Consider the following 16,522-nt stretch of genomic DNA (forward strand, 5'->3'; position numbering starts at 1 on the left):
GAGAGGGGATTTGGATGACAAGGGAAGCTGCGAGACTTGACTGAACGCGAGTCTTTATGAGAATGAACGTTCATTCTCTTCCGGAACCAATCCATGTCCGAACCCGCCGATATCCTCTCCCGCCGCGAGGAGAAGCGCCGCCGCATCCTGGAGGCGGCGGATGGCTGCTTCGCCCGGCGCGGCTTTCACGCCACCAGCATGGCCGAGATCTGCGAGGCGGCGGGGATGAGCGCCGGCAATCTCTACCGCTACTTCCCGAGCAAGGAGGCGATGATTGCCGCCCTGGTCGATGCCGAGCGCGAGGAGACGGCGGCGCTGTTCCGGCGGGTCGAGGACAGCGACGACCCGCTGGCCGCGGTCACCGCCCTGCTGGAGCGTTTCCTGACCCTGACCACCGACGCCGCCGGGCACCGGCTGTGGCTGGAGATCCTGTCGGAGGGCGCGCGCAACCCGCAGATCCAGGCGGTGCTGGACCGCAGCGACGCCGAGGTCCGGCCGGCGCTGGCCCATCTGGTCGGCCGGGCGGCCACGCTGGGCCAGGCCGACCCCGCGATCGACGGCGACCAGGCGGCGATCTGGCTCTTGATGCTGATCGACGGTTTCAGCGCCCGGGTGGCAACCGACCCGGGCTTCGACATCGCCGCCGGGATCGCCGCCCTGCCCGGCATGGTCCGCCGCTTCCTCGGCCCCGGAGCCTGAGCATGACCGGATCCGTCAATCGCTGGGCGATCCTGCCCATCGTCTCGGTGGCGCTACTGATGGTGGCGATCGACGCCACGGTGCTGCACATCGCCGTGCCGACCCTGACCCGCGCCCTGGCGCCGAGCGCGCCGCAGCTGTTGTGGATCATCGACATCTATCCGCTGCTGATGGCCGGGCTGCTGCCCGCCGCCGGCACGCTGGGCGACCGGATCGGGCACAAGCGGCTGCTGCTGCTGGGGCTGATGCTGTTCGGGCTGGCCTCGGCCGCCTGCGCCTTCGCCCCCGGCCCGGAGTGGCTGATCGCCGGCCGCGCTTTCCTGGCCTTCGGCGGGGCGATGATGATGCCCGCCACCCTGTCGATCCTGCGCCTCGCCTTCGACGACCCGCGCGAGCGGGCGATCGCGATCGGCATCTGGGGTTCGGTCGCATCCGGCGGCGCCGCCTTCGGCCCTGTGGTCGGCGGCGCCCTGCTGGAGCATTTCCATTGGGGCGCGGTGTTCCTGATCAACGTGCCGATCGTGCTGATCGCCCTGCCCTTCGCCTGGTGGCTGCTGCCCGGCCGGCGCGGCGGCGAGCGGCGGCCCTGGGACCTGGCCGGCCTGCTGCTGGCGATGGCCGGCATCATCGCCGTGGTCTATGCGGTGAAGCAGACCACCCATGCCGGCGCCGATCCGTGGCAGGCGATCGCGATCGGCCTGGCCGGCGCCGGTCTGGTGGCCGCCTTCCTGCGCCGCCAGGCCCGGTCGGCGGCGCCGATGATCGACCTGTCGTTGTTCCGCAACCCAGGCATCGCCGTCGCTTTGGCCGGGGCCATGGTGGCGATGATCATCATCGTCGGCTTCGAGCTGCTGCTGAGCCAGCAGCTGCAGCTGGTGCTGAGCCTGTCGCCGCTGGAGGCCGGCCTCAGGCTGGCGCCGGTGCCGCTGGCGTCGTTCCTGGCCTCGCCGCTGGCCGGCGGGCTGGTGCACCGCTTCGGCTTCCGCGCCGTGCTGGCGGCCAGCCTGGCCCTGTCCACCGCCGGCTTCGTCGCCATCGCGCTGCTGCCGCCGGGGGCGGTCTCGGCCACCGAGATCGCCGGCTTCGTCGCCATCGGCGCCGGGCTGGGCGCGGCAATGACCGCCGCCTCGGTCAACGTCATGAACAGCGCCCCGGCGCACCAGGCCGGCGTGGTCGCCGCGGTCGAGGAGGTGGCCTATGAGTTGGGCGGCGGCCTCGGCGTCGCCCTGTTCGGCAGCCTGATGACGGTGCTGTACCAGCGGCTGCTGGCGCTGCCGCCACTGCTGGAGGTGGCGGTGCCGGCGGCGCGGCGGTCGATCGGCGAGGCGCTGCTGGCGGCCGAGGCGCTGACGACGCCGGAGTCGGGCACGATCGCGGCGGCGGCGCGGACGGCCTTCTCCTCGACCTATCAGGGCGCGTCGCTGGTGGCGGCGGCGCTGCTGGCGGTGACCGCGCTGACGGCGCTGGTCGCGCTGGCCCGGCGGGCGGCGCCGCAGCCGGGCTGAAGCCCGGTCAGGAGGGGTTGGCGGCGAAGACCTCGGAGCAATAGACCGTGTTGCCGCCGGCAAAGACGAAGAACACCGTGTCGTCGCTGTGGGTCAGCGCGGTGACGGTGCAGACGGTCGGCAGGACCTTGTCGTCGACGGTCTTGGTGTCGTGCCGCTCCCACACCAGCTTGCGGCCGCCTTCCTTGGTGGGGCTGTCCTGGTCGGGCGGGCCGAGATCGGCGATCATCTGCTCCGAGGGGTGATCCTGGTAGGGGGCGATCCTCTCGCTAAAACGTTCCCGGGCCGCCGCGGAGATGCTCTCGACCGTCTGCGGCTCGGCGCAGGCGACGAGCAGCAGCAGGGCGGCGACGGCGGCCAGCGATCTCGGGAAGGGCAACGGACTCTCCGGCCAGCGGGTGCGACGGTCATCCAGCGTGTACACGCCGGGACCGGGGCGGTCCAGCGGATCGGCCGCTACAGCGGTTGCAGCCCGAGCCGGTCCAGCTCGTCCGGCGGGAATGGCGAGGCCGACAGCATATAGACGAGATGGAACGGCTCGGCCCGGCCTGCGCGGAAGACCGGCAACTGGGCCGGGGAGAAGCCGGCGGACCGCGCCCGGGCGACGAAGTCCGGATCCTCGAAGGCGGACCAGATCATCAGGATTCCGTCCTGTGTCAGCGCCCGGCGCAGGGTGCCGAGGCCGCCCGCCCCGTACAGCGCCACGTTCCCGGGCGCGGAGAGCGGTTCCGGCCCGTTGTCGACATCGAGCAGGATGACGTCGAAGGCAGAGCCTTCGGCCGCGATGGCGAGGACGTCGCCGTGGCGGATCCTGGCGGGATGATCGCCGAGGGACGGGGGTTTGGTGTAGCGCTCGAACCAGCGGATCACCGCCTCGGACAGCTCGGCCACGGTCACCTGCCCGGCCCCGCCGAGATGCCGGACCAGGCTGGCCAGGGTGTAGCCGAGGCCGAGGCCGCCGACCAGGATTTCGGGATCGGGGCGGCGGGTCAGCCGGGCAGCAAGCTCGCCGAGCCGGTCCTCCGACTCGTGGTAGTCGCCGTTCATCAGCTCCCAGCCGTCGACGCGGATCATGTAGACGCCGTCGCGCTCGTACAGGTCGAGCACGCTGTCGCCGAGTGCTGCGCTGTCCACATGAACCCAGGCCATCTTGCCGGCCACTCCTCATTCTGAAGAAGGAGGGTGTTGTCGCCGATTCCGGCGGCCGGCGCACTCACCCTTCCACTGTGGGCCGCTGCGGTCAGGTCCGGCGGCGGAACCAGGCGCCGGAGGCGATCGCGCCGAGCATGGTCAGGCCGTAGGCGACGAGGCCGAGGGCGAGGCCGGCGAACAGCGCGTCGAGCGACCCGGTCCAGCGCAGCGCCAGCCAGCCGACGCCGACCGCCAGCGCCACCCGCAGCCCGCCGGCGATCAGCGGCCAGGCCAGCTGTCCCGCCCCCTGCGAGGCGAAGTACAGCGCCAGCCCCAGGCCGAAGAAGCCGTAGGCCGGGCCGACGATGCGGAGATAGGCGGTGCCGGTCTCCAGCATCCGCGGATCGGCACTGAACAGCGCCAGCCAGGCGTGCGGCCAGATCGCGGCGGCCAGCCCGATCGCCTCGGTCAGGGCGAAGGCCATGGCGCCGCCGGTCAGGGCGATGCGCAGCGCCCGGTCGGGCTGGCCGGCGCCGATATTGGTGCCGACCAGCGCCACCAGCGGCGCGCCGAGGCCGAAGACCAGCGGGATCAGCAAATATTCCAGCCGGGCGCCGGTGCCGAAGCCGGCGACGGCGTCGACCCCTGCGGCCGCGGCCACCAGCGCCGTGACAACCGCGATGACGACGTTGCTCTGCAGCGAGTTGAGGGCGCCGACCGCGCCGATCCGGAGGATGTCGGCGAAGAAGCCCCGCCGCAGCCGCGACCGGCGCAGCCGCGCCAGGTTCCGCCCGGACAGCACGTACCAGGCGAGCACGGCGGTGCCGACCAGGTAATAGGCCAAGAGCGCCACGCCACCGCCGGCGACGCCGAGCGCCGGGATCGGCCCGAAGCCGAAGATCAGCAGCGGCGAGACCGGGATCAGGAACAGCACGCCGCCGCAGGTCACCAGCGCCGGCACCAGCATGTTGCCGGTGCCGCGGATCACGCTGGCCAGCCCGTTCATCACCCACACCAGGGCGTTGCCGGCGAAGACGACGTTCGAATACAGCAGCGCCGCCTCCAGCGCGCCGCCGCTGCCGCCGAGCAGCCGGTAGACCGGCCGGCCGAAGCCGAGCATGCCGACGGTGCAGAGCAGGCCGAGCGCCAGGTTGATGACGACGGCATGCAGCACCAGCGCGTCGGCGTCGTCGCGCCGGCCGCCGCCGATCGCCCGGGCCACGGCGGCGGAGATGCCGCCGCCGATGGCACCGGCCGAGATCATCTGGGCCAGCATCACCGGCGGGAACACCAGCGCCATGCCGGCCAGGGCATCGGTGCCGAGATGTGACAGCCACCAGGTCTCGATCAGCCCGGTCGAGGCCTGGGCCAGCATGACCAGCACATTGGGCCAGGCCAGGCGCAGGATGGTCGGCACGATCGGGCCGTGCAGCAGCATCCGGGTGCGGGCGCTGAGGACGACCGGCGACGGGCGCCGCGCCGCCGTGGGAGGCAGGGCTGTCGGCCAGGGCGGCGTCAATGCGCATCGGCGGAAGGTCCCCGTGGCGGCGCCACCTTGCGCATCAGCGGCACCATCAGCGCCGCGATGGTCAGGCAGACGCACAGTACCAGGAAGGCGTCGGCATAGGTCAGGGTCTGGGCCTCGCGCATGGTCAGCGACCACAGCTGCTTCAGCGCCGCGTCATGCCCGCGCTGGGCGTCACCGCCGAGGGCCATGGTCTGGGCCGCCGTCACCTTCTGTACCAGGTCGACCGCCGCCGGGTTGGCCGGGGTCAGGTGCTCCGCCAGGCGCAGGAAGTGCAGGTTGGTGCGGTCGTTCAGGATGGTGGCGCAGGCGGCGATGCCGATGGCGCCGCCCAGGTTGCGCATCAGGTTGAACAGGCCGGAGGCGAGCTTCAGCCGGTCCGGCGCCAGGCCGCCGAGGGTCAGCGTCACCGCCGGCGCCACCGCGAATTGCTGCGAGAAGCCGCGGAAGGCCTGCGGCAGCAGGAATTCGCGCCAGCCCCACTCATGGGTGATCGGGGTGAACAGCCACAGCGAGAGGGCGAAGCAGGACAGGCCGAACATCATCAGCCAGCGCAGGTCGAAGCGCCTGGCGAACCAAGTGTAGACCGGGATCGCCATGATCTGGAACACGCCGGTCGAGAACACCGTCAGGCCGATGTCGTAGGCGCTGAAGTCGCGCACCCGGCCGAGGAATTGCGGTGTCAGGTAGATGGTCGAGAACAGGCCGATGCCGGTGACGAAGGAGAAGAAGCAGCCGAGCGCAAAATTGCGGCTCTTCAGCGCCCGCAGGTCCACCACCGGCCGCTCGAAGGTCAGGCTGCGCCAGATGAAGAGGGCACCGCTGATGACCGCGATCCAGGCGGTGGCGCGGATGCTGTCGTCGCCGAACCAGTCCCAGCGCGGCCCCTCCTCCAGCGTGTATTCGAGGCAGCCGAGGAACAGCGCCATCAGCACCATGCCGGGATAGTCGGCACCGCGCAGCAGCGACCAGTCCGGCTTGTCGATCTTGACCAGCATCGGCACCACGATGGTGATGAACACGCCGGGGACCAGGTTGACGAAGAACAGCCAGTGCCAGGAGTAGTTGTCGGTGATCCAGCCGCCGATGGTGGGTCCCAGCGTCGGCGCCAGCGAGGACAGGGCGCCGATGGTGGCGGCGGCGACCACGACCTTCGGGCCCTGGAAGAAGGCGAAGGCGGCGGTGAACACGGTCGGGATCATCGAGCCGCCGAGGAAGCCCTGCAGCGCCCGGAAGGCGATCATGCTGTTGATGTCCCAGGCCCAGCCGCACAACAGGCTGGTCAGGGTGAAGCCGGCGGCGGAGACGCTGAACAGCCAGCGCGTCGACATCACCCGCGACAGCCAGCCGGACAGCGGGATGACGATGATCTCGGCGATCAGGTAGCTGGTCTGCACCCAGGCGGTCTCGTCGACGCCGGCGGACAGGCCGCCGCCGATGTCGCGCAGCGAGGCCGAGACGATCTGGATGTCGAGCAGGGCGATGAAGAAGCCGACGCACATCACCGCGAAGGCGAAGATCTTCTGGCCCTCGGTCAGCCCGGCGATGCCGCCTGGGGTGCCTGGACGGGCCGCGGCGGCGCTCATTTCCCATCCCGCTGGTCGACATCGGCGGTCACCGACAGGCCGGGGCGCAGCCGGCCCAGTTCCGAGGCGTCGCCGTCGAGCAGGATGCGCACCGGCACGCGCTGCACGATCTTGGTGAAGTTGCCGGTCGCGTTCTCCGGCGGCAGCACGCTGAACTGGGCGCCGGTGGCCGGCGCCAGGCTGGCGACATGGCCGTGGAACACCTCGCCCGGCAGCACGTCGGCGGTCACCGTCGCTGCCTGGCCCGGGCGCATCTGCGCCAGCTGGGTCTCCTTGAAGTTGGCGTCGACCCACAGGCCGGTGGCCGGCACGATCGACAGCAGCTGAGACCCGACGGTGGCGTAGGCGCCTTCCTGGGCGGCACGGTTGCCGATGGTGCCGTCGATCGGCGCCCGGATCTCGGTGTAGCCGAGGTTCAGCCGCGCCGTGTCGCGGTCGGCCTCGGCCGCCGCCAGCGCCGCCCGGGCCTGCTGCTTCTGGGTGTCGATGACGTCGAGCTGGCGCTGCGCCGCCTGCAGCGCGGCGTCGGCCTTCTGGCCGTCGGCCACCGCCTGCTTGTGGTCGGCATCGGCTTTCTGGAAGGTCTGGACCGAGGCGAAGGACCGGGCCGAGAGAAGCTGGTAGCGCGCCTGGTCGTCGCGGGTGCGCACGATCTCGGCGTCCGACGCCACGATGCCGGCCTGGGCCTGGGCGATCACCGCCTGCTGCAGCCGGTACGTGGCGTCGAGATTGGCCAGGGTCGCGTTCTGCTGCGCCACCGCGGCCTCGGCCTTGGCCAGCGCCGCCCGGTAGTCGCGGTCGTCCAGCCGGACCAGCAGGTCGCCGGCATGGACCGGCTGGTTGTCGGTCACCGCCAGGGTGGCGACGAAGCCGGCGACCTTGGGCGCGATCACGGTGATGTTGCCGCCGACATAGGCGTCGTCGGTGCTTTCGAAGAAGCGGCCGACCGTCCACCAGTCGTGCCCGTACCAGCCGCCGCCGAGGACGAGGGCCAGCGCCAGGCCGGACAGGACCAGGCGCTTCCGGGTCAGGCGCGGCTTCTGCGCGACCGGCGCCCGGACCGGGGTCGAGGTGTCGCGGTCGAGGACGATGGCGTTCACGGCGTGGTCTCCTGCGGCAGGCTGTCGATGCGGGCCAGCCGGCGGCGCGTCCGCTCGTCGGCGGCCGGGCCGGCGCCGGGCTTGAAGGACCGCGCCGTGATCGGCCGGCCGCTGATCCGGTCGACCAGGATCGGGTCGGCGACGGCGCCGGTCTCGCGGTCGACCAGCTGGACGCTGGCGCCTTCCGGCGCGAAATGGCGGTTGCCCCAGGCGACCAGCGACCAGACCACCGGCCGGAAATCGCGGCCGATTTCGGTCAGCACATATTCGTCGCGCGGCGGCTTCTCGCTGTAGCGGCGGCGCTCCAGCAAGCCGGACTCGACCAGGCTGTTCAGCCGGCGGGTCAGCATGCTGGGGGCGATGCCGAGGCTCTTCTGGAACTCGTCGAAGCGGGTCAGGCCGTAGAAGGCGTCCCGCAGGATCAGGATGCTCCACCACTCGCCGACCCGTTCCAGGCTGCGGGCGATGGGGCATTGCAGGTTGCCGAAGCTCTTGCGCTGCATGGCGATGCCTTGCCGACATCATTGAATGATGATCATCATATATGCTTGTCGCTATCATTATGCAAGTAACATGCGGCAGCCAAAACGAAACGGCCGGGCGCAAGGCCCGGCCGGATGCTGAAGCGATGGTGTTCTGGGGCGGCTCGGCGGAGATTTCGGCCGGCATCCGCGCGGCCCTGGCGTTGGCCGCGGTGGTGTGAAAGGAAAGTCCCACTCCCCTCCACTTCTTACATGTGACGCGCAACGGGCTTGCTTCAAGTCCCGGCTCCTTCCGTAGAACTGCCGGCCTGGGCCGCAATCACGGGAGTCGCGAAATGCGTGTGCTGTTATCGACCTACGGATCGCGCGGGGATGTCGAACCTCTGGCCGGGCTGGCGGTGCGGCTGCAGGCCCTCGGCGCGGAGGCGCGGGTGTGCGCGCCGGCGGATCAGGAGTTCGCGGAGCTGCTGGCCCGTGCCGGCGTGCCGCTGGTGCCGGCCTTCTCGCCGGTGCGCCAATGGGTGACGGACGCCATGGCGAAGCCGTCGGCGGTGGACCTGCCCCGCCTCGCGGCCAAGGTGATGGCCGCGCAGTTCGACATCCTGTCCGCGGCGGCGGAGGGATGCGATGCGATCGTGGCCACCGGCCTGTTCTCGTCCGCGGCCGCCGCAAGGCTGGTCGCCGAGCACCAGGGCATCCGCTACCTCTGCGTGGCCTATTGCCCGGTCTTCGTGCCGTCCCACCACCACCGGCCCTACGAATTTCGAGGCCACCCCCACCCGCCAGAGGTGACCGACAACCGGGCGCTGTGGGACCTGAACATCCAGACCATGAACACGCTGTTCGGCGAGGCGTTCAACGCCCTGCGCTCGTCGATCGGCCTGCCGCCGGTGGACAATGTCCGCGACCATGTCATCACCGCTCATCCCTGGCTGGCGTCGGACCCGGTCCTGAGCCCGTGGCTGCCGACGGACCTCTGTGACGTCACGCAGACCGGTGCGTGGATCCTGCCGGACGACCGCCTGCTCGCGGCCGATCTGCTGGCGTTCCTGGAGGCCGGCACGCCGCCGGTCACCGTGGGGTTCGGCAGCATGCCGATGCAGGCGGCCAGGGATGCCGCCGAGGTGGCCGTCGCCGCGATCCGCGCCCAGGGCCGCCGCGCCCTCGTCCTGCGCGGCTGGGCCGACCTGGCCCTGGGCGACGACCGGGACGATTGCTTCATCACCGGCGATGTCAACCAGCAGGCCCTGTTCGGCCGGGTGGCGGCCGTCGTGCACCATGGCGGCGCCGGCACGACGACGACCGCCACCCGGGCCGGCGCACCGCAGGTGGTGGTGCCCCAGATCGCCGACCAGCCCTATTGGGCCGGCCGGGTGGCCGGGCTGGGCATCGGCGCGGCCCATGACGGCCCGACCCCGAGCTTCGAGTCCCTGTCGGCCGCGCTGAGGATCGCCCTGGCCCCCGAGACCCGCGCCCGGGCGGCCGCCGTGGCCAGCACGATCCGCAGCGACGGGGCGGCGGTGGCCGCGACCCGGCTGCTCGACGCGAGCTAGCCGGAAATGGATGCCGGCTCCGGCAGCCCTGCGGCAACGGATGCCAGTTGCACAACCGGAGCCGGCCCGTCCAGAATGCGACACGCCGCCGAACGCAGTGACCCGCAACCGCCCGCACCGGGCGAGAGGTGACCCTTGAGTCGCGACCGCAAGCTGCATCTCGGCGCCTTCATGCGCCCCGTCAGCATCCACACCGGCGCCTGGCGCTATCCCGGCGCCTATCCGGACGCCAACTTCAACTTCGGCCATCTCAAGCGCTTCGCCCAGACGCTGGAGCGCGGCCGCTTCGACGCCTTCTTCATGGCCGACCACCTGGCCGTGCTGAACATGCCGGTGGAGGCGCTGAAGCGCAGCCACACGGTGACCTCGTTCGAGCCGTTCACCCTGCTGTCGGCCCTGGCCGGAGCGACCGAGCGGATCGGCCTCGTCGCCACCGCCTCGACCACCTTCGACGCGCCCTACCACATCGCCCGGCGCTTCGCCTCGCTGGACCATATCAGCGGCGGCCGCGCCGGCTGGAACATCGTCACCACCTCGAACCCCGACGCGGCGCTGAACTTCGGGCTCGACGAGCATATGGAGCATGGCGAGCGCTACGATCGCGCCCGTGAGTTCTACGACGTGGTCACCGGGCTGTGGGACAGCTGGGCCGACGACGCCTTCATCCGCGACGTCGAGACCGGGATCTATTTCGACCCGGCCAAGCTGCATGTGCTGGACCACAAGGGGCCGCATCTGTCGGTGCGCGGGCCGCTGAACATCGCCCGGACGCCGCAGGGCTGGCCGGTGATCGTGCAGGCCGGCGCCTCCGACTCCGGGCGGCAGCTGGCGGCGGAGACGGCGGAGATGGTGTTCGCCGCCGGTTCGACCCTCGCCGCCGGCCAGCGCTTCTATGCCGATGTGAAGGGCCGGATGCAGGCGATCGGCCGCGACCGCGACCATCTGAAGATCCTGCCCGGCGCCTTCGTCGTGGTCGGCGACACGGCCGAGGAGGCGCGGGCCAAGCGGGCGATGCTGGACAGTCTCGTCCACTATGAGAGCGCCATCGCGTCGCTGTCGATCGCGCTGGGCACCGACGCGTCGGGCTTCGATCCGGACGCCCCCCTGCCACCGATCCCGGAGACCAATGCCAGCAAGACCGGCCGCGAGCGGGTGCTGGAGCTGGCCGAGCGCGAGGGGCTGACCGTGCGCCAGCTGGCCCAGCGCCTGGGCGGCTATTCCGGCCTCGCCTTCGTCGGCACGCCGGTGACGATCGCCGACGAGATGGAGGAATGGCTGGAGGCCCGCGGCTCGGACGGGTTCAACGTGATGTTCCCGTACCTGCCCGGCGGCCTCGACGATTTCGTCGACCGGGTGGTGCCCGAGCTGCAGCGCCGCGGCCTGTTCCGCACGGAGTACGAGGGCACGACTTTGCGCGACCATCTGGGGCTGCCCCGGCCGAAGAACCGGTTCTTCCCGCCGGACTGAGGCCGGCATCGGCGGGCGCCGCCGGCCCGCCGATCACGATCACGGCGAACCGATCGCCCGATCGCGCTGTTGACCAGGGAGTCCGTGCCGCGAGGTCGCCGTGAGGCAAACCACCGGAACCCTGCTGCGTCGCCTGTTCACGGCCCTGGCCCTGGCCACATCCCTTGCCTTCGGCCTGGGCCCGGCAGCGGCGCTGGGCTCCGTCTCCCGCGACGGCGATAAGGCCTGCGTCGGGCTGGCCGATGCCCAGCCCCTCGGCTCGGCACGTCAGCCCGGGATGCACCAGGCGTCCTGCTGCGGGATGCTGTGCGTTCCGGCGCTGGCCGCCTGTGCAGATATCTGCCGCAGCGCAGCCGACATCATGCTGATCGGCAGCGAGCATCACCGGCGCGTCTGCGCCGCCTGCGCCGAGATCTGCGACGCCTGCGCCGCGGATTGCGAGCGCGTCGGCGAGATGCAGGACTGCGTCGATGCCTGCCGCCGCTGCTCGGAATCGTGCCGCGCCATGGCGGCCTGAGCGCGACCGCCGGCTGGTGCCGGGCGCTACACCCCCACCAGCCGGCGGATATGCCGTCGCCGGTGGCGGCCTCGCCTTTGTCGGCACGCCGGCGACGCTCGCCGACGAGTGGAGGAGTGGCTGGAGACCCGGGGCTCGGACGTCCCGCAGGCCGAGAGCCGACCGCGAAGGGCGGCTCTCGGACCTGGGAGTAAGAGGCGCCAGGGTCTGAAGCTCGCCTGCCGATTCGTTGATGCCCGGATTGGAAAGCTAGAAAATCCTCCGGTTCTTCATTCCCTGTCGCTAGCTTGACACGCCCCTGGAGACAGGAGAGCCTGACCTGGGCGTGACCGGCCAATGCACGGTTGTGATGATGGTATCGGGCGGCTGTGACGATCGGTTCTTTCCGCAGAGCTGAGAACGGTCGTGCACCGGCGCCCGACCCGGTGTGCGCGACACGCTTCCCGCTGTTCCAAGCCAAGCGACGACTCTCACCACGCAGCAGGTCGGTTCGTCCGGCGCGGCGCATCCGACGCGGCAGGGCTCCGCATGCGAAGCTGCTGCATGCTCCAAGCCATGCTAGGATTCCGCAGCCACAGCTTCGATGACACCCGCCATGTCCGTCAGCATCGATTACACGGTGACTCGAAACGAGGTGTGGCGCTGGTACTGGCGGCAGTGGAAAGAGCCCAATGGGCTTTGGCGATTCCATGTCGGAATCTTCGTCGCAGTATTTCTGCTCTGCCTCTCGGCTGGGGATGTGGTTTTCCGTTGGGGCGGGATCGCCAGCGGCCTCAAGCCCGAAGGGCTCGGCTGTGCAATCTTGATCGGCCTGCTTTCGGTGCTGTGGCTTCCCTTCTATCCGCTGATCGCCTACAGGCCCGGCTTGCGCAGCCTCTCGGCCGAACCGGAAGGGCTGCGGCTCCGCAGAGGATCATCTGATTGCACAAGTCCGTGGCGGGAGATTGCGTCAGTCAACGAGGCCGAAGGCAGCATCGTCATCGCGAACAGGAACCGGAACGCCCTCATCATTCCCAATCGAGCCTTTGCCAACGCGACGACCCGCACCGATTTCCTCGCGACCCTCCGCTATCGACTCGAACAGGCGAAAGGACAACCGGCGCAGGAGAATGACGCCGCCTCATGATTCCGGACATGCGGTCAAAGGCATCCGGGGTCAGCCGTGCCCTCTGCCCGACCAGCCCGATCGGGCCAGCCATGTCCGACATTCGGGACAAACCGCCGCTGGCTGCGCCGGTGCATTGACAGCGGAGCGGCTTCCCATGTTCTGATTGTTGCAAGGAATCGCCGGCTCGCATTGCGAGATCAGGTCACGGGCACCCAGGGAGGACACGAAATGTCGGAGACGACCGGGACCAAGCCGGGATCCATCGGCAGGCGCCGTTTCCTGCAGGGCACGGCGGGGGCGCTGGTGGCGCCGGCCGTGGCCGGGCTGCCGGCCATGGCGCGGGCGCAGGACAAGGTCGAGCTGCTGTTCTGGGCCTGGACGCCCGACACCCAGACCCAGGTCGACCTGTTCCAGAAGAAATACCCCGGCATCTCGGTCAAGCTGGAGAATGTCGGCCAGGGCCCGCCGCACTACGTCAAGCTGCGCAACGCCATCAAGGCCGGCAGCGGCCTGCCCGACGTGGCGCAGATGGAGTTCAACTCGATCGCCAGCTTCAAGCAGCTCGGCGTGCTGGCCGACCTGGCGCCGCAGGGCGTCGGCGATGTCGGCAGCGCGTTCGTCGACTGGACCTGGAAGTCGGTGACCGATGGCGGCAAGGTCTACGCCGTGCCGTGGGACAGCGGGCCGATGGGCCTCTTGTACCGCGCCGACGTGTTCGACAAGCACGGCCTGTCGGTGCCCGAGACCTGGGACGACTATGCCGAGCAGGCGATCAAGCTGAAGGAGAAGGCGCCCGGCACCTTCATGTGCGATTTCGGCGCCTCGGACGCCGGCTGGGTCTGCGCCGTGCTGTGGCAGGCCGGCTGGCGGCCCTTCCACCTCGACGGCACCAGCCTGAAGATCGCGATCAACGACGACATCGCCAAGAAATGGGCCGCCTATTGGCAGAAGCTGATCGATGCCAAGGCGGTCGACGTCAAGCCGATGTGGACCACCGAATGGTTCGCCGGGCTGGACGCCGGCACCTATGCCTCCTGGGTCACCGCCGCCTGGGCGCCGGTCTTGATGCAGCAGTCGATGAAGAAGAGCTTCGGCCAGTGGCGCGCCGCGCCGATGCCGCAATGGGAGAAGGGCGGCAAGATCTCCTCGAACTGGGGCGGGTCGACCTTCGCCGCCTTCACCTCGTCGCAGCATCCGAAGGAGGCGGCGCTGTTCTGCCAGTTCATGGGCAGCGACCCGGAGGCGGCGCGGCTGTGGAACACCAAGCAGTTCCTGTTCCCGGTGCTGAAGTCGCTGGTCGACGACAAGGAGCTGATGGGCCACGGCTACGACTTCTACGGCGGCCAGAAGGTGAACGAGATCTTCGTCGTCGCCGAGAACCAGGTCGACCCGAGCTTCGAGTTCGCGCCGTTCCAGGATTATGTGAACCAGCAGCTGCAGGACGAGATGGCCGCCGCCATTGCCGGCAACGGCACTCTGGCCGAGGCCTTCGACCGGGTGCAGGACACCGTCGTGGCCTATGCCAACGACCAGGGCTTCACCGTCCTCTGAGCTCGGGGCCGGCGGGCGCGCCGTGACGGCGGCGCGCCCGCATGCCCGGATCCTGGTGAGCCGCAAGCTGGCGCCCTATGTCTTCCTGGCGCCGTTCCTGCTGCTGTTCGCCGGCTTCCTGGTCGCGCCGCTGCTCTATGCCTTCCAGATGAGCCTGTTCCGCGAGACCCTGGTCGGCGGCGCCCGCTTCGTCGGGCTCGACAACTATGTCCGCGCCATCCACGACAAGAGCTTCTGGGACGGCGTCGGCCTGCTGCTGCAGTTCGGCCTCATGCAGATCCCGGTGATGCTGGGGCTGGCGCTGGTGTTCGCGCTGATCCTCGACAGTGGCATCGTCTTCGCCCGCGGCTTCTTCCGCGTTGCCTTCTTCATCCCCTATGCTGTGCCGGCGGTGATCGCGACGCTGCTGTGGGGCTATCTCTATGGCCCGGCCTTCGGCCCGTTCAGCCAGCTGTCCGAGGCGATGGGCTTCGGCAAGGTCGACTTCCTGTCCGGCGGTGGCCTGCTTCCCTCGCTCGCCAACATCGCGGTGTGGGAGTACATGGGCTACAACATGATCATCTACTACGCGGCGCTGCAGGCGGTGCCGCGCGACCTGGAGGAGGCGTCGGCGATCGACGGCGCCACGGCGCTGCAGCACTCACTCAGGATCAAGCTGCCGCTGATCGTGCCCACCATCATCGTCACGGTGATCTTCTCGATCATCGGCACGCTGCAGCTGTTCACCGAGCCTTATCTGATGCGCAACCTGGCGCCGAGCCAGATCAACAGCCATTACACGCCGAACTACTACGCCTACACGCTGGCTTTCGTCTCGCAGCAGTACAATTATTCGGCGGCGATCTCCTTCGTCCTGGGCGCGGTGGTGGCAGTGGCGTCCTACGCCTTCATGCTGCTGGCCAACCGCAGGGGGCGCCGGTGACGATCGCCGCGCGCACCGTCCGCTCCGCCGCCTTTCGGCGCCAGCGCTGGCTCTTGACCGCCGTGCTGGGCGTCTACTTCGTCTACACCTTCATCCCGCTGCTCTACGTCATCGTCTCGTCGACCAAGACCAATGCCGACCTGTTCGGCACCTTCGGTCTGTGGTTCGCCGGCGACTTCAACCTGTGGGAGAATCTGCAGGGCCTGTTCACCTACCAGGACGGCGCCTTCGCGCGCTGGCTCCTGAACACCTTCCTCTACGCCGCGATCTCCGGCCTCGGCGCCGCCCTGCTAGCCACCTGCGCCGGCTATGCCTTCGCCAAGTACCAGTTCCGGGGCAAGACGCTGTTCTTCGCCCTGGTGCTGGGCGCGGTGATGATCCCGCAGACGGCGCTGTCGGTGCCGCTGTTCCTGATGCTGTCGAAGATCGGGCTGGTCAACACGCCGATTGCGATCATCCTGCCGTCGATGGTGTTCCCGCCGGGCGTGTTCCTGATGTGCGTTTATATCGAGGACGCCGTGTCGAACGAGCTGATCGAGGCCGGCCGCGTCGACGGCGCCGGCGAGCTGCACATCTTCAGCCGGATCTCCTTCCGCCTGCTGATGCCGGGCTTCGCCACGGTCTTGATCCTCGCCTTCGTGTCGACCTGGAACAACTATTTCCTGCCGCTGGTGATGCTCAGCTCGTCGGAATACTTCCCGATCACCGTCGGCCTGTCGCAATGGTACGCCTCGGCCACCTCCGGCAGCGGCGGCACGGTGCTGTTCACCATCGTCATGGCCGGGGCGCTGGTCAGCGTGCTGCCGGTGATCGCCGCTTTCCTGTTCATGCAACGCTGGTGGCAGGGCGGGCTGGCGGCGGGCGGGGTGAAGGCCTGAACCACATCACCGACCGACTCGACTCCGACCGACAGGAGGAATAGAACATTTAGCGAACATTAGATGGATCGGGAGCCGCGAGGCCGCCATGAAGCACCGCAAGGGTCCGTTCAGCGAGGACCTCCGCGCCGCATTCGAGGCGGCGAGGAGCCACCCTATCCGGCCAGCGGCCTCGGGGAGGCGCCGCCGGCACCTGCGGTGAGGGATCGGATCCAGGACAATTGGGAGATCGGCCTCCGGCTGTCCGACATCTCGTCCGGCACCATCGTCGTGGCGAAATGCGGACGCTGCAACCGCCGGCGGCAGCTGGACCGGCGCCGGCTGATCCAGCGCTTCGGCCGCGACGCCCGGCTGCTGCGGCTGGAGCTGGCCTTGCGCTGCACCGGATGCGGCTCGGAAACCGCCTGCCGGATCGAGCTGCAGGCGGCGCGGCGGGATTGACACCCGGAAACGCAATTTGGACTATCAGTGCAGCCGGTTGGCGACGAGTGCCGTGGC

17 protein-coding genes are annotated in these 16,522 nt (G+C 69.6%); 11 read left to right on the forward strand and 6 right to left on the reverse strand.

The genetic code is table 11. From position 1 onward, the window contains the following. The first annotated feature begins 93 nt into the window (after positions 1–93). Together FFK22_RS31785 and FFK22_RS31790 are read left to right on the forward strand one after the other, a co-directional pair. On the forward strand, positions 94–699 hold the full coding sequence (locus FFK22_RS31785; protein ID WP_138892291.1) for a TetR/AcrR family transcriptional regulator: 606 nt from the start codon (positions 94–96) through the stop codon (positions 697–699). Between the two features lie 2 nt (positions 700–701). Then, the gene (locus FFK22_RS31790) at positions 702–2,204 is read left to right on the forward strand and encodes an MFS transporter (protein ID WP_138892290.1); all 1,503 of its coding nucleotides are present in this window, start codon (positions 702–704) and stop codon (positions 2,202–2,204) included. 7 nt (positions 2,205–2,211) lie between these two features. Here FFK22_RS31790 and FFK22_RS31795 read toward each other — a convergent pair whose 3' ends face one another. The 6 genes from FFK22_RS31795 to FFK22_RS44020 form a co-directional block, all read right to left on the reverse strand. After that, positions 2,212–2,583, reverse strand: a complete 372-nt coding sequence (locus FFK22_RS31795) for a hypothetical protein (RefSeq protein WP_138892289.1) — start codon at positions 2,581–2,583, stop codon at positions 2,212–2,214. A 77-nt stretch (positions 2,584–2,660) separates the two neighbouring features. Further along, positions 2,661–3,353, reverse strand: coding sequence for a spermidine synthase (locus FFK22_RS31800; RefSeq protein ID WP_138892288.1), 693 nt, complete (start codon positions 3,351–3,353; stop codon positions 2,661–2,663). A gap of 91 nt (positions 3,354–3,444) precedes the next feature. Beyond that, positions 3,445–4,854, reverse strand: coding sequence for an MATE family efflux transporter (locus FFK22_RS31805; protein WP_221939005.1), 1,410 nt, complete (start codon positions 4,852–4,854; stop codon positions 3,445–3,447). After that, positions 4,851–6,446: a DHA2 family efflux MFS transporter permease subunit gene (locus FFK22_RS31810; RefSeq protein WP_138892287.1), complete on the reverse strand. Its 1,596-nt coding sequence runs from the start codon at positions 6,444–6,446 to the stop codon at positions 4,851–4,853. Before FFK22_RS31810 ends, FFK22_RS31805 begins: the two co-directional genes overlap by 4 nt. Further along, positions 6,443–7,546, reverse strand: a complete 1,104-nt coding sequence (locus FFK22_RS31815; RefSeq protein WP_221939006.1) for an HlyD family secretion protein — start codon at positions 7,544–7,546, stop codon at positions 6,443–6,445. Before FFK22_RS31815 ends, FFK22_RS31810 begins: the two co-directional genes overlap by 4 nt. Beyond that, entirely contained in the window at positions 7,543–8,049 is a 507-nt protein-coding gene (locus FFK22_RS44020) for a helix-turn-helix domain-containing protein (protein WP_221939007.1), read from the reverse strand. Before FFK22_RS44020 ends, FFK22_RS31815 begins: the two co-directional genes overlap by 4 nt. A 41-nt stretch (positions 8,050–8,090) precedes the next feature. On the opposite strand from FFK22_RS44020, the gene FFK22_RS43340 reads away from it, so the two are divergent. The 9 genes from FFK22_RS43340 to FFK22_RS31855 all read left to right on the forward strand — a co-directional run bounded on the left by FFK22_RS43340 (position 8,091) and on the right by FFK22_RS31855 (position 16,465). Continuing rightward, entirely contained in the window at positions 8,091–8,249 is a 159-nt protein-coding gene (locus FFK22_RS43340) for a hypothetical protein (RefSeq protein ID WP_186002752.1), read from the forward strand. A gap of 114 nt (positions 8,250–8,363) precedes the next feature. Beyond that, positions 8,364–9,581, forward strand: a complete 1,218-nt coding sequence (locus tag FFK22_RS31820; RefSeq protein ID WP_138892285.1) for a glycosyltransferase — start codon at positions 8,364–8,366, stop codon at positions 9,579–9,581. A gap of 135 nt (positions 9,582–9,716) precedes the next feature. After that, complete coding sequence (locus tag FFK22_RS31825; protein ID WP_186002753.1) at positions 9,717–11,048, forward strand: LLM class flavin-dependent oxidoreductase; 1,332 nt, start codon at positions 9,717–9,719, stop codon at positions 11,046–11,048. A gap of 100 nt (positions 11,049–11,148) precedes the next feature. Further along, positions 11,149–11,565 (forward strand): four-helix bundle copper-binding protein, encoded by a 417-nt coding sequence (locus FFK22_RS44025; protein ID WP_221939008.1) that lies wholly within the window; start codon positions 11,149–11,151, stop codon positions 11,563–11,565. A 595-nt stretch (positions 11,566–12,160) separates the two neighbouring features. Then, entirely contained in the window at positions 12,161–12,691 is a 531-nt protein-coding gene (locus tag FFK22_RS31835; protein ID WP_186002754.1) for a YcxB family protein, read from the forward strand. A gap of 210 nt (positions 12,692–12,901) precedes the next feature. Then, positions 12,902–14,224: an ABC transporter substrate-binding protein gene (locus tag FFK22_RS31840; protein ID WP_138892283.1), complete on the forward strand. Its 1,323-nt coding sequence runs from the start codon at positions 12,902–12,904 to the stop codon at positions 14,222–14,224. Between the two features lie 22 nt (positions 14,225–14,246). Next, complete coding sequence (locus FFK22_RS31845; protein WP_221939009.1) at positions 14,247–15,146, forward strand: carbohydrate ABC transporter permease; 900 nt, start codon at positions 14,247–14,249, stop codon at positions 15,144–15,146. Beyond that, a complete protein-coding gene (locus FFK22_RS31850; RefSeq protein ID WP_138892281.1) occupies positions 15,143–16,024 on the forward strand; it encodes a carbohydrate ABC transporter permease in 882 nt (293 codons plus the stop codon). The genes FFK22_RS31845 and FFK22_RS31850 overlap by 4 nt, the downstream gene beginning before the upstream one ends. 198 nt (positions 16,025–16,222) lie before the next feature. Continuing rightward, a complete protein-coding gene (locus FFK22_RS31855) occupies positions 16,223–16,465 on the forward strand; it encodes a hypothetical protein (RefSeq protein WP_138892280.1) in 243 nt (80 codons plus the stop codon). Positions 16,466–16,522 lie beyond the last annotated feature (57 nt).

It is taken from the genome of Mycobacterium sp. KBS0706, assembly GCF_005938675.2.
Lineage (GTDB): Bacteria > Pseudomonadota > Alphaproteobacteria > DSM-16000 > Inquilinaceae > Inquilinus.

Bases quoted from the DNA above. Each gene is read 5' to 3' on its own strand.
- FFK22_RS31785 (WP_138892291.1), top strand. From the start codon at position 94: ATGTCCGAACCCGCCGATATCCTCTCCCGCCGCGAGGAGAAGCGCCGC.
- FFK22_RS31790 (WP_138892290.1), top strand. From the start codon at position 702: ATGACCGGATCCGTCAATCGCTGGGCGATCCTGCCCATCGTCTCGGTG.
- FFK22_RS31800 (WP_138892288.1), bottom strand. From the start codon at position 3,353: ATGGCCTGGGTTCATGTGGACAGCGCAGCACTCGGCGACAGCGTGCTC.
- FFK22_RS31810 (WP_138892287.1), bottom strand. From the start codon at position 6,446: ATGAGCGCCGCCGCGGCCCGTCCAGGCACCCCAGGCGGCATCGCCGGG.
- FFK22_RS44020 (WP_221939007.1), bottom strand. From the start codon at position 8,049: ATGCAGCGCAAGAGCTTCGGCAACCTGCAATGCCCCATCGCCCGCAGC.
- FFK22_RS43340 (WP_186002752.1), top strand. From the start codon at position 8,091: ATGCTTGTCGCTATCATTATGCAAGTAACATGCGGCAGCCAAAACGAA.
- FFK22_RS31820 (WP_138892285.1), top strand. From the start codon at position 8,364: ATGCGTGTGCTGTTATCGACCTACGGATCGCGCGGGGATGTCGAACCT.
- FFK22_RS31835 (WP_186002754.1), top strand. From the start codon at position 12,161: ATGTCCGTCAGCATCGATTACACGGTGACTCGAAACGAGGTGTGGCGC.
- FFK22_RS31840 (WP_138892283.1), top strand. From the start codon at position 12,902: ATGTCGGAGACGACCGGGACCAAGCCGGGATCCATCGGCAGGCGCCGT.